Source organism: Pseudomonas sp. Pmew2, from assembly GCF_058129885.1.
Genome location: NZ_CM176702.1, coordinates 105793 through 120998, shown reverse-complemented (window position 1 = coordinate 120998; position 15206 = coordinate 105793). Strand labels below are relative to the sequence as shown.

At 58.8% G+C, this 15206-nt stretch carries 13 protein-coding genes and 2 pseudogenes; 7 read left to right on the top strand and 8 right to left on the bottom strand.

What is annotated here, in order from left to right; translation table 11 throughout:
* Positions 1-14: 14 nt before the first annotated feature.
* From AC4ANK_RS00550 to AC4ANK_RS00535, 4 genes are all read right to left on the bottom strand, one after another.
* Positions 15-260, bottom strand: coding sequence for a GlsB/YeaQ/YmgE family stress response membrane protein (locus AC4ANK_RS00550; RefSeq protein ID WP_002555896.1), 246 nt, complete (start codon positions 258-260; stop codon positions 15-17).
* A 165-nt stretch (positions 261-425) separates the two neighbouring features.
* Positions 426-1508, bottom strand: a complete 1083-nt coding sequence (locus AC4ANK_RS00545) for a 5-(carboxyamino)imidazole ribonucleotide synthase (protein ID WP_002555897.1) — start codon at positions 1506-1508, stop codon at positions 426-428.
* A 9-nt stretch (positions 1509-1517) separates the two neighbouring features.
* Positions 1518-2009 carry a 5-(carboxyamino)imidazole ribonucleotide mutase gene (purE, locus tag AC4ANK_RS00540; RefSeq protein WP_002555898.1) on the bottom strand — a complete coding sequence of 164 codons (492 nt, stop codon included), beginning with the start codon at positions 2007-2009 and terminating at the stop codon, positions 1518-1520.
* A 216-nt stretch (positions 2010-2225) separates the two neighbouring features.
* Positions 2226-2975, bottom strand: coding sequence for an IS5 family transposase (locus tag AC4ANK_RS00535; protein WP_460382697.1), 750 nt, complete (start codon positions 2973-2975; stop codon positions 2226-2228).
* A 271-nt stretch (positions 2976-3246) separates the two neighbouring features.
* Between AC4ANK_RS00535 and AC4ANK_RS00530 the strand changes: the two are divergent.
* Positions 3247-3860 (top strand): annotated as a pseudogene (locus tag AC4ANK_RS00530) (hypothetical protein).
* Between the two features lie 38 nt (positions 3861-3898).
* On the opposite strand, the gene AC4ANK_RS00525 reads toward AC4ANK_RS00530, so the two are convergent.
* A complete protein-coding gene (locus AC4ANK_RS00525) occupies positions 3899-4810 on the bottom strand; it encodes a LysR substrate-binding domain-containing protein (RefSeq protein ID WP_002555901.1) in 912 nt (303 codons plus the stop codon).
* 318 nt (positions 4811-5128) lie between these two features.
* On the opposite strand from AC4ANK_RS00525, the gene aspA reads away from it, so the two are divergent.
* From aspA to AC4ANK_RS00510, 3 genes and pseudogenes are all read left to right on the top strand, one after another.
* Positions 5129-6553: an aspartate ammonia-lyase gene (aspA, locus tag AC4ANK_RS00520; protein WP_002555902.1), complete on the top strand. Its 1425-nt coding sequence runs from the start codon at positions 5129-5131 to the stop codon at positions 6551-6553.
* A gap of 282 nt (positions 6554-6835) precedes the next feature.
* A pseudogene (locus tag AC4ANK_RS00515) lies at positions 6836-8286 on the top strand (alanine/glycine:cation symporter family protein).
* Between the two features lie 29 nt (positions 8287-8315).
* The gene (locus AC4ANK_RS00510) at positions 8316-9320 is read left to right on the top strand and encodes an asparaginase (RefSeq protein WP_002555904.1); all 1005 of its coding nucleotides are present in this window, start codon (positions 8316-8318) and stop codon (positions 9318-9320) included.
* Between the two features lie 59 nt (positions 9321-9379).
* Here the strand turns inward: AC4ANK_RS00510 and AC4ANK_RS00505 are convergent, their stop codons facing one another.
* From AC4ANK_RS00505 to pdxR, 3 genes are all read right to left on the bottom strand, one after another.
* Positions 9380-10267 (bottom strand): bestrophin family protein, encoded by an 888-nt coding sequence (locus AC4ANK_RS00505; RefSeq protein WP_002555905.1) that lies wholly within the window; start codon positions 10265-10267, stop codon positions 9380-9382.
* 120 nt (positions 10268-10387) lie between these two features.
* Complete coding sequence (locus AC4ANK_RS00500; RefSeq protein ID WP_460383927.1) at positions 10388-11599, bottom strand: YeeE/YedE family protein; 1212 nt, start codon at positions 11597-11599, stop codon at positions 10388-10390.
* 54 nt (positions 11600-11653) lie between these two features.
* Complete coding sequence (gene pdxR, locus AC4ANK_RS00495) at positions 11654-13216, bottom strand: MocR-like pyridoxine biosynthesis transcription factor PdxR (RefSeq protein ID WP_002555907.1); 1563 nt, start codon at positions 13214-13216, stop codon at positions 11654-11656.
* A gap of 88 nt (positions 13217-13304) precedes the next feature.
* Here pdxR and AC4ANK_RS00490 point away from each other — a divergent pair, with 88 nt between their 5' ends.
* From AC4ANK_RS00490 to AC4ANK_RS00480, 3 genes are read left to right on the top strand one after another with little or no spacing between them, the layout of a single operon-like run.
* On the top strand, positions 13305-13943 hold the full coding sequence (locus AC4ANK_RS00490; RefSeq protein WP_002555908.1) for an FMN-binding negative transcriptional regulator: 639 nt from the start codon (positions 13305-13307) through the stop codon (positions 13941-13943).
* On the top strand, positions 13940-14386 hold the full coding sequence (locus tag AC4ANK_RS00485) for a GNAT family N-acetyltransferase (RefSeq protein WP_002555909.1): 447 nt from the start codon (positions 13940-13942) through the stop codon (positions 14384-14386). Before AC4ANK_RS00490 ends, AC4ANK_RS00485 begins: the two co-directional genes overlap by 4 nt.
* Before the next feature lie 15 nt (positions 14387-14401).
* Positions 14402-15070 (top strand): GNAT family N-acetyltransferase, encoded by a 669-nt coding sequence (locus AC4ANK_RS00480; RefSeq protein ID WP_002555910.1) that lies wholly within the window; start codon positions 14402-14404, stop codon positions 15068-15070.
* The last annotated feature ends 136 nt before the right edge of the window (positions 15071-15206 follow it).

Below are 15206 nucleotides of genomic sequence, written 5' to 3'. Positions count from 1 at the left end.
CTGAACATTAAACGTTATTTCTTTTTGATCATGCCGTAGATAACCAGCAGGATGATTGCACCTACCAGCGCGCCGAGGAAACCTGCACCCTCGCCCGCTTGATAGATACCCAGCGCCTGACCACCATAAGTGGCTGCGAGCGAGCCGGCGATACCTAGCACGATGGTCATGATCCAGCCCATGCTGTCGTCGCCCGGCTTCAGGAAGCGAGCCAGCAGACCAACGATCAGGCCGATAAAGATGGTTCCAATGATACCCATGCCATTCCCCTCTGTATTAAGTGAATATGCCTGGGCTAATGAGCAGCCCCGACCTACTGCTATCTGAGAACAGCGGCAGGGAATGGTTCCGGCGCAATGGACAGTTTGCTTCGGGGTGGAGAATTCTTCATGAATGACAGGGCCTGGCGATAGCCGCGGGCCTGATCAGCCCTTGATCAACGCTTCAACCAGCTTCACCTGACGATCCAGCGTAGCGCGGTCAGCGCTGCGGACCGTAGCGTGTCCTACTTTGCGGCCAGCCTTGAACGCCTTGCCGTAGTGGTGCAGGTGGCAATCTTCGACGGCGATGACCTTGTCCACTGCTGGCACTTCACCGATGAAATTGAGCATGGCGCTCTCGCCGACCTTGGCTGTGGAGCCCAGCGGCAGACCGGCAACCGCCCGCAGGTGGTTCTCGAACTGGCTGCACTCGGCGCCTTCGGTCGTCCAGTGACCGGAGTTGTGGACGCGCGGCGCGATCTCGTTGGCTTTCAGGCCGCCGTCGACCTCAAAGAACTCGAATGCCAGCACGCCCACGTAATCCAGCTGCTTCAGGACACGACCGGCGTAGTCTTCGGCCAGTGCCTGCAATGGGTGATCGGTGCTGGCGATGGACAGGCGCAGGATGCCGCTGTCGTGCGTGTTGTGAACCAGCGGGTAGAACCGGGTCTCGCCATCACGTGCGCGAACGGCGATCAGCGACACTTCGCCAGTGAACGGCACGAAGCCTTCCAGCAGGCACGGCACGCTGCCGAGCTCGGCGAATGTATCGGTCACATCTGCTGCCGAGCGCAGGACCTTCTGGCCCTTGCCGTCATAACCCAGCGTACGAGTCTTGAGCACCGCAGGCAGGCCAATGCTGGCCACCGCAGCATCCAGATCGGCCTGCGACTGAATATCGGCGAATGCGGGCGTCGGAATGCCCAGATCCTTGAACATGCTTTTTTCAAACCAGCGGTCACGCGCAATGCGCAACGCCTCGGCGCTCGGATAGACCGGTACGAACTGCGACAGAAACGCCACGGTCTCGGCCGGAACGCTTTCGAACTCGAAAGTCACCAGATCGACTTCATCAGCCAACTGACGCAGATGGTCCAGATCGCCGTAATCGGCACGCAGATGCTCGCCAAGTGCAGCAGCACAGGCATCCGGCGCGGGATCGAGAAAGGCGAAGTTCATGCCCAGCGGCGTACCTGCCAATGCCAACATGCGGCCGAGCTGGCCGCCACCGATTACACCGATCTTCATGGAAAAACCTCAGGCGTGGCGCGGGTCTGGATTGTCCAGGACGCTGTCTGTCTGCTCAGCGCGGAATTTCTTCAGCGCTGCGTGGAATTGAGGGTGTTTGGCGCCCAGGATACTGGCCGAAAGCAGCGCAGCGTTGATCGCCCCCGCTTTGCCGATGGCCAGGGTCGCTACCGGAATACCCGCAGGCATCTGCACGATCGACAGCAGGGAGTCGACACCCGACAGCATCGACGACTGTACCGGAACGCCCAGCACAGGCAGGTGGGTCTTGGCGGCACACATGCCAGGCAAGTGAGCGGCACCGCCAGCACCGGCGATGATCACTTCAATGCCACGGCCCTCTGCTTCGTCGGCGTACTGGAACAGCAAGTCCGGCGTGCGGTGAGCTGAAACCACCTTGACTTCATAAGGGATGCCGAGCTTTTCCAGCATGTCGGCAGTGTGGCTAAGGGTGGACCAATCGGACTTGGAGCCCATGATCACGCCAACCAGTGCGCTCATCGTCGTGCCTCTCATCGGGCGCCCGCAGGCGCGTCTGAAAACAACAAGCCACGCGGGGGAACCGGCGTGGCTTGTTGTACGAATAGTGACCGATTTAGCCGGCCAAAGGCCGCGCAGTATACCGCAAAGTGGTGAGTTTAAAGCACCTGCGATCACCTTCTGTCAGCAGCACCGCCAGAGATCGACGCAAGCCGTGCCCTAGGGTCTGTTCCCGTTTCACATTGGCAGCCACAGAAAAGCGCAGGCCATTGCTATGACGCTTTCATAGTTTCTCTTGAGTTTGTCGAACCGAGAAGCCGCCGCCCGGAAATGCTTCAACCGGGCAAAGGCGTTTTCTACGAGATGTCGATTGCGATATAACCCTTTGTCCAGATCTGCGTTCCCTTTCAGAGAATTGCGCTTTCGTGGAATCACCACTTTGCTGCCTTGCTGCTCGACCTGAGCGCGTATCGCTTCAGTGTCGTAGCCCTTGTCCGCAATGATCACTTCTGCATTGGGCATCTTGGCAATCAACGAGGCCGCCTGCGAACAATCATTGGTCTGGCCTCCGGTCACGTCAAATGCAATGGGCAGCCCACAAGCGTCTACAGCCAGGTGAATCTTGCTGGTGTTACCGGCTCGGCTTTTTCCGATGGCCTGGTCCTGCGTGCTGGCAGCACCTGCACTGTGCTGATGAGCCTTTACATAGCTGCCATCAATGAAAACCCACTCCATGTCAGGATCGGTCATCAGCACCTCAAGCACCTTGACCCACTTGCCTGAAGCAGACCAGGCATTGAACCGCTTGTAGACCTTGCTCCAGTTTCCAAACGCTTTCGGCAGGTCTCGCCAAGGGCAACCCACACGCATGCGGTACAGCATGCCTTCAACCGTGGTGCGCAAATCTCGCTTGTTGTAGATCGATTCGTGCAGCAAAATTTCTCGAAGCTTCGGCCAGTGCTCATCACTGAGCATTAATCGGGGCATTGCAGGCTCGTATTGGTGTTGTGTGAGAACTCCAACAATACGGGCCTGTTCTCATAGAGATCAATGGGTTACGTCGAAACGGGAACAGACCCTAGAGCCGGACACACTAAAATTCCAACACGTTAACCAGCGCGCCTTACAACATGAAAGGCCTTGCCCTACGACGCTAAACGACATAGCAGGACTGTCAGGCCCGGACAGTATTTGTTTAACTGGAAGCGCGAAATTGAAGTCGCAATCTAACCTGACTCTCAAGGATGAGAACGTACCAATGAAAAACAAACTGACAGTCTGGCTGTCACTTGCCGTCTTTTTTTACCTGCCATTTGCCAGCGCCGCCGGCCCCAATCTGGGACTGTTCGTGATCATGCACGATCAACTGACAAAATATGAACGCGCTGAACTGGGTGACAACTACTTGAATCCCTTTCTCGCTCAGTTGCAGGAAATCACGGGGCGCAGGACAACGGTCACATTCATCAACGACGAACCGGGCCTTACAGACTTCGCCTATCGTGGGGAGGAGGATGAACAGTCGTTATACAGGCTATTTCAGACGAGCACCGCTTACGCAGACGCTAAAAACCTGCCACGCCCGTCCGAGCGCCATAAATACGTGCTGGTGACTTCCAATAAAATCCACGGGACCGTTACACGGCGTTGCAGCAACAAGCCATCACGTCGCGATGGCGTCCCTGAAAGATTACAACACGCTGCCGCATGAGATCGGCCACCTGTTTGGCGCTACGCATGAGGCGGCTAGCGGTTTTCCATGCCAGACGACTATGTGGGGATACTCCACCACCTCAATCATCCCCTGCTATTACTTCAGCGATGCCAAAGGAATTGATTCGCAAATACGTCGATAACATATCTGTTCGCTGAGCAAACGGCCTGTTGTCATGCATCACAACAGGCCGTTTTTATGCTTCGCCCGGCGACGCTGCACTCTCAAGCTTGCGCCACAGCAGGCGCACATTGGCCTTGCGTACCAGAGCGCAACGGTAAAGGCGAATCTCCAGCGGCACATGCCACTGCGGCCCGCCACACACCACCAGTTCACCGCGCGCCAGTTCGGCGCGCACACTCAGTTGCGGAACCCAGGCGATGCCCAGCCCTTCCAGTGCCATGCTTTTCAGGCTATCGGCCATTGCCGTCTCGTAAACCGTCGTGAACCGCAGGTTGCGCTGACGCAGCAGCAGATTCACCGAGCGCCCGAGAAAGGCCCCGGCGCTGTAGGCAAGCAACGGCACACTGCCCTCGCCTTCCATATCGAATAACGGCTGCCCATCGGCATCTGCCGCACAGACCGGCAACATCTCGGTATGGCCCAGATGCAGCGAGGGGAAGATTTCAGCGTCCATTTGCAGCGCGGCGTCAGGATCATAGAACGCCAGCATCAGATCGCAGCCACCTTCACGCAACGCGTGTACGGCATCGCCAACGTTGGTGGCCACCAGCCGGGTGGCAATGTTCAGCCCTTCGTTACGTAGCTGGGCAATCCAGCGCGGAAAAAACCCCAACGCCAGCGAGTGTGCCGCAGCAACCTGCATCACCTCGCCCTGCCCACCTTCCAGATGATGCAGATGGCGCACGACTTCGCCCAGTTGCTCGACCACGGTACGCGCGGTGACCAGAAACAGCTGCCCGGCAGCCGTCAGTTCGATGGGCGTGCGCGAGCGATTGACCAGCGTCAGCCCCAAGGCCGACTCAAGACTGCGGATACGCCGACTGAACGCTGGCTGAGTTACGAAACGACGCTCGGCGGCCTGAGAAAAGCTGCGGGTGGCCGCCAGGGCGCTGAAATCCTCCAGCCATTTGCTTTCCAGATTCATCAGGTCCTCCCGGACAATGGATGACTGCTTCGACAGGCAACTGCGCATGCCCTGCACCCACCCGGCTTGAAGCGACCGCAGTGGGACGACCGGCAACGCGCTGCGGATACATGGCCAGACGGCTCTGGCAAGGTCGCCGAAGCAGCGTCCGGGTGCGACATTTTGCCCCCTTTAGGCACTTAACGGAATCCGGGTCACACCCTGATTATGCCGTTATTGCATAGGCCAGCGTTTAACAGCATTGGTCAAGACAGGGTGGGAAGCCCACTATTCGCGGCGTTCCGGCATTGTCCGTGCCTTTTTGAGACTTCTTTTATCATGTCCTCGCCTGCATCATCGCGCATCGAAAAAGACCTGCTTGGTGTTCTCGAAGTACCTGCCAACGCGTATTACGGCATTCAGACCCTGCGAGCGGTGAACAACTTTCACCTCTCAGGCGTGCCGCTTTCGCACTACCCTAAACTGGTTGTGGCCCTGGCCATGGTCAAACAGGCGGCAGCTGATGCAAACCACCAGCTCGGACACCTCAACGATAAAAAGCATGCGGCCATTAGCGAGGCCTGCGCCCGTCTGATCCGTGGCGACTTCCACGATCAGTTCGTGGTCGACATGATTCAGGGCGGTGCCGGCACGTCCACCAACATGAACGCCAACGAAGTCATCGCCAACATCGCCCTGGAAACCATGGGCTTCGAGAAAGGCGAATACAAGCACCTGCACCCCAACAACGATGTAAACATGGCGCAGTCGACCAACGACGCCTACCCGACCGCGATCCGCCTGGGTCTGCTGCTGGGCCATGACGCCCTGCTCGCCAGCCTCTCCAGCCTGATCCAGTCGTTCGCCGCCAAGGGCGAAGAATTCAACCATGTGCTGAAAATGGGTCGTACTCAGTTGCAGGACGCCGTGCCAATGACCCTGGGTCAGGAGTTCCGCGCCTTTGCCACCACCCTGACAGAAGACCTCAACCGCCTGCGCAGCCTGGCACCGGAGCTGTTGACCGAAGTGAACCTGGGCGGCACGGCCATCGGCACCGGCATCAACGCCGACCCTGGCTACCAAAAGCTTGCCGTCGACCGCCTGGCGCTGATCAGCGGCCAGCCTCTGGTGCCGGCAGCCGATCTGATCGAAGCGACCTCCGACATGGGCGCGTTCGTACTGTTCTCGGGCATGCTCAAGCGTACTGCGGTCAAGCTATCGAAGATCTGCAACGACCTGCGCCTGCTTTCCAGCGGCCCGCGCACCGGGATCAACGAAATCAACCTGCCGGCACGCCAGCCCGGCAGCTCGATCATGCCCGGCAAGGTCAACCCGGTAATCCCGGAAGCGGTCAATCAGGTTGCTTTCGAAATCATCGGCAACGACCTGTCGCTGACCATGGCCGCTGAAGGCGGACAATTGCAGCTCAACGTGATGGAGCCACTGATCGCTTACAAGATCTTCGACTCTATCCGCCTGTTGCAGCGCGCCATGGACATGCTGCGCGAGCACTGCATTGTGGGCATCACGGCCAACGAACAGCGCTGCCGCGAGCTGGTCGAGCATTCGATCGGCCTGGTGACCGCACTGAACCCCTACATCGGTTACGAAAACTCCACCCGTATCGCCCGCATCGCGCTGGAAACCGGCCGCGGCGTGCTGGAACTGGTGCGTGAGGAAGGTCTGCTCGACGATGCCATGCTCGACGACATCCTGCGCCCGGAAAACATGATCGCTCCGCGTCTGGCCCCCTTGAAGGCCTGACAGGAAATGACCTGCGCACCAAGCTCACCAGATTGAGGGCCTAGACACCCCTCAATTTTTTGAGGGTCTGGGAGTGATTCTCCAGACCCTTTTTTTTGCCTGCAGCAAAGGGCTCCGACACTGGACCCAGAGCCTTCGGCAACCCACCTTGGCGGAGTAATCCGTGGAAGTATTCATTCATCGTCGCGAATGAAGAATCAGACGTCCAAGAAAGCGACTACAGACGTAAAAACTTTGCACCGGTATAGTGCGCCCCCTCAAAAGTAGCGAGGAATAACAAAAATGCTGGAAATGATTAACGACTTTCTCTCCGGTAAGGTACTGATCGTACTTATCGTTGGCCTGGGTAGTTACTTCACGATCCGCTCGCGTTTCGTTCAGTTTCGACACTTTTTCCACATGTTCTCGGTTTTTCGCGACAGTCTGCGCAGCAGCGCGGGTCAGTTGAGTTCGTTCCAGGCCCTGATGCTCAGCCTTGCGGGCCGCGTCGGAGCAGGCAACATCGCAGGCGTCGGCATTGCCGTAACGCTGGGCGGTCCGGGCGCCGTATTCTGGATGTGGGTCACCGCACTGGTCGGCATGTCCAGCAGCTTCATCGAGTGTTCACTCGCTCAGCTCTATAAACGCAAGGATTCCGAAGGACAATTCCGCGGCGGTCCGGCGTTTTACATCCAGCACGGTCTGGGCAAGCGCTGGCTAGGCATGGTCATGGCCGTACTGTTGCTGGTGACCTTCGGTTTTGCCTTCAACGGCCTGCAATCCCACGCCGTGACCGACTCGCTGAAAAGCGCGTTCAACATCGACACCCGAACCACCGGCATCTGTCTGGTCGTGCTGCTGGGTCTGGCCTTCGTCGGCGGCATCAAGCGTATCGCGGCAATTTCCGACCTGCTGGTTCCAGTCAAGACCCTGATCTATATCGCGGTCACCATCTACGTCATCGTTCTGCAGATCGACCACGTTCCCGGCATGCTGATGACCATCGTCAGAAGCGCCTTCGGTCTTGACCCGGTATTCGGCGGCCTGATCGGCAGCGCTATCGTGATGGGCGTCAAGCGTGGCGTGTTCGCCAACGAAGCCGGTCTGGGCAGTGCGCCCAACGTGGCTGCCGTGGCGCATGTAGAGCACCCGGTTGCACAAGGGTGGTTCAGGCGTTCAGCGTGTTCCTCGACACCTTCGTAATCTGCACCTGCACGGCCTTGCTGATCCTGCTGTCCGGTATCTACGACATCGGTTACGACGGCAACGGCATCGTTCTGGCGCAGAACTCGCTGGCCGCAGTGGTCGGTGACTGGGGCCGAATCTTCATCAGCGTGGCGCTGGCACTGTTCGTCTTCACCTCGATTCTCTACAACTACTACCTGGGTGAAAACAGCCTGCGGTTCCTGTTTGGCGAGAAGATCCAGACCATCATCATCTACCGTATCGCGGTGCTGGTACTGATCATGTGGGGTGCCGTCGTCGACCTGAAAGATGTACTGGCGTTCGCCGACATCACCATGACCATGCTGGCGTTCGTTAACCTGATCGCACTCGCCATGCTGTTCAAAGTCGTCAAGCGCATTCTGAACGACTACGATTCGCAGCGTCGCGCTGGCATCAAGGCGCCGGTGTTCGATTCCAGCCAGTTCCCTGATCTGGACCTGGATCGCAATGCATGGCCAGCCAATCCGACCCGTCAGTCGACACAGGACGCCGAAGCGGCAGCCAAGCCTGTACCCGAAGCACGATAACCAACGCGACCTTACGCCGGAGAACAACCATGACTGATCATGCACATAAACCCGCTCAGAGCGTCATGGTTCTTTACACCGGCGGCACTATTGGCATGCAGGCCAGCGCCAACGGCCTGGCACCCGCCTCGGGTTTCGAGGCGCGGATGGCCGGGCAACTGGCCGAGCACCCGGAGCTGGTGGTGCCGCAGTGGCGCTTTCGCGAGATGTCGCCGCTGATCGACAGCGCCAACATGACCCCTTCCTACTGGCTGCGCCTGCGTGAGGCGGTGATCGAGGCGGTGGAGGTCGATGGCTGCGATGCGGTGCTGGTGCTGCATGGCACCGACACCCTGGCGTACAGCGCAGCGGCGATGAGCTTCCAGTTGCTGGGGTTCAGCGCACCTGTGCTGTTCACCGGCTCTATGCTGCCTGCCGGCGTGCAGGACAGCGATGCCTGGGAAAACGTCAACGGTGCCCTGCTGGCGCTGGGTTCGGGTCTGGCGTCAGGCGTTCAGCTGTATTTCCACGGGCAACTGATGACGCCTGTGCGCTGCGCGAAAATTCGCAGCTTCGGTCGTCAACCGTTCGCACCGCTGCAACGCTCGCGTGGCGGTCATGCGGTGGTTTCGCTGCCCGATGCACTGAACTACCTGCAGGAGAAGACGCTTGCAGAGGTCGCCGTGTTGCCGCTGTTTCCCGGCGTCGGCGCAGCTCAGCTGGACGGTCTGATCAACAGCGGTATTCGGGGTCTGGTGCTTGAGTGCTTCGGCAGCGGCACCGGGCCAAGTGATGATCCGCAGTTTCTGGCCAGCCTGGAAAATGCACGAGCGCTTGGTATCTGCGTGGTGGCGATTACCCAGTGCCACGAAGGCGGTGTCGAGCTGGATGTCTACGAAGCGGGGAGCCGTCTGCGCGGTGCAGGCGTGCTCTCCGGTGGCGGCATGACCCGTGAGGCAGCGCTTGGCAAACTGCATGCACTGCTGGGGGCAAGCCTGACGACCGAGGAAGTCAGGCGGCTGGTCGAACTGGACCTGTGTGGCGAGTTGCGTTAAGCCGCCGCAATCTCTGCGTTATCCGAGGCGTTCTGCACACGCGTAACGCCTCACCCTCTTTACGAAGCCTTGCTTTCTTCCTGCGCACCCCTGAGCATCGAATCCAGATTACGCTCGATGTTTTCGCACAAAGCCGTCATCTGAATCTCATGTTCGCTGGCACGGAACGGACTCTGCAGGTCGGTGCCGATCTTTTCGATGGCCAACAGCATGAAACCCACCACCGTCGACGCCAGTGGCGTGAACCAGCCCAGGGTCTCCACCAGGCCAATCGGTACGATCAGGCAGAACAGCGTGATGAACAGACGCGGAAAAGCGACGTACGGATAAGGCAATGGTGTGTTGGCAATACGCTCCATACCGCCCTGGCAATTGGAGATGTCCACCATGGTCGACTCAAGACGCGCCAGACGAATGCTGTCCAGCCGCCCCGCCTGATACTCCTTGGCCAACAGCGCTGCGGAGGTGTTGAGCAGGTCGTTAGGGAAATTGTTGGTGTCGTGACGGCGCTCGAATTCCTCGCGGGGAATCAGCATCTGAATCTCGTCGCCACACTTGGCGCCTTTCAGGTGCGCGGACAGGCATTTCACGTAGGCGACATGGCGACGCAACAGCGTGGCCTTGACCGGGTTGATCCCGTCGTCATCCTCGACCAGCGTCAACACCTGCCGAGCGAAGCTGCGCGAACTATTGACCAGCGCGCCCCACAACGTTCGTGCTTCCCACCAGCGGTTGTAGGCGCTGGAATTACGAAAGCTGGTGAGGACCACAAGTGCCGAGCCCAGCAGGGTCAACGGCATGGAAGGCAACGTGATCTTGCGCTCCAGATACAGCATGAAGTCGACCGTGACGATCACATCCCAAATCAACAACCAGAAAAGCGACCAACCCACGTAACCGATGGTCTTGCCGAGAAAACGGATTTTCGAAATGATCGTTTGCTGCAAAAGAACTACCCCATCGAAAAATAAGCGAATCGCAGGCTGACATCTGCCGCATGGCCTTTGAATGCCAAACCGGCAGATGGTTCGCAAACGACCCGCTTTATCTTGGGATTACAGACTTCCTCAGCAGCCAGTCAGCGCCACTTGCGGGCGTTCGCCAGCAAAGAAAATCGGCCTCAAACGCACGCCGATCACGTTACCGGCGTAGGCTGCAACCAGCCATAGCCAGCCGTGCAGGCTACCCGAGGCAATACCGCTGAAGTACGCGCCGATGTTGCAGCCGTAGGCCAGTCGAGAGCCATAACCCAGCAGCAACCCGCCGATGACCGCAGCAACCAGCGAGCGCGTGGGAATGTCCAGGCTCGGCGCAAAACGGCCGGCCAGCCCTGCCGCCAGCAAGGCACCGAGCATGATGCCGATGTCCATCACACTGGTGACGTCTTCCCACACCGGAGCCGCCAACGCCTTGGCATTCGCCGCGCTCTGCCAGAACACCCAGCTGCCGACGTCCACACCCAGACCACTGGCTACCTTCGCGCCCCATAGCGCAAACGCCGAGGTGATGCCCCACGGACGACCCGCCAGCGCCAGTGTTGCGTAATTGAGCAGCGCCAGCGCGACAGCGCCCCAGGCCAGAACCCATGGCCCGCGCAGCACCCGGCTCAACCCACGATGGTCAGTGGTAACCGGCGTTTCAAGCTGTCCATGACGCCGCTTTTCGAGCTTCACGGTTATGAAAGCGATCAAGGTGAACAGAGCGAGATTCACGATCAGCGCAGGCAATACGCCGAAGGTCTTGACCACCGAAACTGCCGGGAACGAAGGCAGGGCCAACCACCAGTCGACGTGATGGGTCGCAATCAACGAACCGAGGATGAAAAACAGCAGCGTCACCAGCATGCGTGCATTGCCGCCACCTGCGGTGAACAACGTACCGGACGCACAGCCACCGCCCAGTTGCATGCCGATACCGAAGATGAACGCCCCCACGACGACCGAAATTCCGACCGGCGCAACCAGTCCGGTAACGGGCTGACCGAACAGCGTGCCAGCACCCAGCGCAGGGAAAAACAGCACCACAGCCACCGCCAGCATGACCATTTGCGCCCGCAAACCCGCACCGCGCCGCTCACGGATAAACACCCGCCACGCCGAGGTGAAGCCGAATGCCGCGTGATACAGCGTCACGCCCAGCGCTGCACCAACGATCCACAGCATTACCTGGCGGGTGCCGACACTGAGCAGCAGAAACTGGGCGCCCATCAGCAGCAGGAACAGCGCAGCCAGCGGCGCGCCGAACTTGCGTCCGGGTGTTGCAGTAAGAGAGTTGTTCATGGGTATCTCAAGGACAAGTAACAGAAAGTGCAGATTATACGCCTGCCAGCGGGACTACTCGGACCAGGCCTTGCGCAGCCTGTTCAATGCATCGGCAATCTCGACCTCGGGCACGGCGGCGAAACCCAAAACCAGCCCGGCGCGGTTATCCACAGGCTCACTGAAGTCGGGCAGCCAGTAATCACTCAAGGCATTCATCTCGACGCCAACGCTACCAGCCTTGGCAATCAGTGCCTGCTCACGCGCGACACTGTCTACCTTGACCATCACATGCAGCCCTGCAACCACCCTGGGCATTGCAGCGCACCCTGCTATGTCGGCAGGCCAGTTATCCAGCAGCGCATTGCGACGACTCAGCGCCGCGCGACGCATACGACGGATGTGTCTTTGGAAATGCCCCGACGCAATGAATTGCGCCATGACCGCCTGCACGCCAATCTCGGTATGGCGCATGTCTACCGCCTTGCGCTGGCTGAACGGGCGGACAAGTTGCTCAGGCAGAACCAGATACCCCAGGCGCAGCGCCGGAAAGGCGACTTTTCCGAATGTGCCGACATAGAGCACTCGACCACTCTGCTCCAACGCAGCCAACGGGGCCAATGGCGAACCGCTGTACCGATACTCCCCATCGTAATCGTCCTCGACAATCCAGCTCTGGTGCCTCTCGGCCCAGGCCAGTAACTCCAGGCGCCGTGCCAGGCTCATGACTACGCCAGTCGGGTACTGATGCGAAGGGGTCACATACGCCAATCTGCAATCGGCCTGCTCAAGCTCGGCGCAACGCATGCCCTCGTTATCCACAGGCACGCCGTGCAATCGCGCACCTGCCAGTGCAAACGCATGACCCGCCGCGCGATAGCCTGGATTTTCCACAGCAACGCTATCGCCCGGCGTCAAAAGCAACTGTGCACAAAGGCTGATTGCATGTTGCGCGCCGCTGGTGATCACAATTTGCTCAGCCGTGCAGTGCAACCCACGCGATGAACGAAGATAAACGGCAATCAACTCACGCAGCCGCAAATCTCCCGCAGCGGGGCCGTAACCCAGCTGAGCAAGGTCCGGCTTGCGCCAAAAGGCCGTATACAGCTTGCCCCACAAGGCAAATGGAAAAAGATCGAAGGCTGGAACGCCTACTCGAAAAGCCCGCGGCCTACCCGTCGGCGGCTCGTGCAAATGATGCTTTTCGAGCAGCACGCGTGTCGCGCTGTGGATAACTTCATCGGAACAATTCGACGGCATTTCCGCCGCAATTGTGGACAAACCTGTGTGTAACCCTGTGGATACACCTGTGGGTAAGTTGGTGGATAGTTTTTTACGGCTTGGCCGTCGAGGCGCAGCGCTTCGTTCAGACAGCTGCGCAACATACGTACCGTCGCCAACGCGCCCTTCAATAAAACCCTCGGCATACAGCTGGTCATAGGCCCGTATGACGCTGTTACGGGAGATGCCCAGTAAATGCGCCAAATCGCGACTGGCGGGCAGACGCATGCCGCCACTCAAGCGCCCATCCAGCACTTGCTGGCGCAAAATCTCGTAGAGCTGCTTGCTCAAGCCGTGATTCGGGTCCAGCTCAATGCCGGTAAGCGTGGGTGGAAACGCGACAGGGGCGATGGGCATGAATTGGCCCCATGAAAATTATAAAAAATGGATCTTACATCAGATCAACCTTGCCTACGATCGTTTCATCAGCCAAGGAACATGGACCATGTACATACCTGCTGCCTTCAAGGAAAACGACACGCTCAGCCTGCACGAGCAGATGGATCGAACTCGCCTGGCTATTCTTGTTACACAGGGTGAAGAAGGATTGCACGCGACTCACTTGCCGCTGCTGTTGCGCCGCGATGAAGGCCCGCACGGCACGCTTTACGGGCATCTGGCCAGAGCCAACCCACAGTGGCAGCAGTTGAACTCAGGTGTCGAGGCGCTGGTGATTTTTCCCGGCGGCGATGCCTATGTGAGCCCGTCTTTCTACCCGAGCAAGGCAGAACACGGCAAGGTTGTACCTACCTGGAATTATCTGGCCGTGCATGCCTATGGGCAGGCCACGGTTTTTACCGATGCAGCGCAACTGCACCAATTGCTGGCTGACCTGACCCATCGCCATGAATCCAGCCGCCCGCAACCCTGGTCAATCGAGGATGCACCTGCGGACTACATTGCAAAAATGCTGGGGGCGATTGCAGGGTTTGCAATTCCCGTGCAGCGGCTGCAAGGCAAACGCAAACTCAGCCAGAACCGCAGCGCTTCGGACATGGCCGGTGTACGCGACGGCCTCGCAGCAAGCGAGAATGCAAACGACCAGCAAATCGCTCGTTTGATGAGCGCAGGGAGAACGTTTTGACCGATGTCCGGATTCGCGTCGTTACTGTCAACGACCATAAAGCCTGGCTGCCGCTATGGCAGGCCTATCTGCGCTTCTACAATACCGAGCTGGACGAAAGTGTCAGCGACGTCACCTGGCAACGCCTTGTGGATTCGCACGAGCCGACCCACTCGGCGCTGGCCTGGCTGGATGGCGAAGCGGTGGGCATGGTGAACTTCATCTACCATCGCTCCAACTGGAGCATCAACAATGCCTGTTACCTGCAGGACCTGATTGTCGCGCCCGAACAACGCGGAACAGGCATTGGCAGGCAGCTGATCGAGTTTGTTTACGCCACGGCCAAGTCAGACGGTTGCGACAAGGTGCATTGGCTGACCCACGAAACCAACGCCACGGCCATTCAGTTGTACGAAAGGATTGCCGAACGACCTGGCCTTATACAATTTCGCAAAGCGCTCTGAAACAGGAAGTGATTGATGTCCGACACTCTGCTGGACTGGCAAGCCGCTGCATTGCCCACCACCAACACACTGACAGGCCGTTTCATTCGCCTGGAAAAACTCGATGCCACACGTTACGCCGATGACTTGTGGGCTGCGCTTCAGGGCCCGAATGCCGACCCGAAACTGTGGGATTACCTGCCTTACGGGCCTTTTATCGAGCGCAGTGCCTTTGATGCATGGCTGTCCGGGCATCAGGCAGCGTCCGACCCATGGTTTTATACGGTCGTCGATCAGCAGACCGGTAAAGCCGAAGGTGTCATCAGCCTGATGTCGATCGTCGCCGCCCATGGGCGTATCGAAATAGGTCATGTCACTTTCAGCGCGGCCATGCAACGAACCCCCAAAGGCACCGAAGCCATTTACCTGCTGGCCAGGGAAGCATTCACGCTGGGCTATCGCCGCCTGGAATGGAAGTGCAACGCCAACAACGCCCGCTCCAAACGCGCAGCCCAACGTTTCGGCTTCAGCTACGAAGGCGCCTTCCGCCAGCACATGGTAGTCAAGGGCCAGAGCAGGGACACAGAGTGGTACTCGATACTCGACAGCGAATGGCCTGAATTGCAGAAGGCCTTTGAATGCTGGCTGGCTGTGGATAACTTCGCGGACGGGCAGCAGATCAAAGGGCTTGAGGCGTTTCGCTGATCCTGAGGACGCAGAGCGTCGAGAACGGCATTCCCACGCTGGAGCGTGCGCAACGATAGCGGTGACAACCGGGCCCGCCTGCACAGAATAAAAAAAGGGAAGCCACGAGTGCTTCCCTGAGGTAAATCGTTGAATT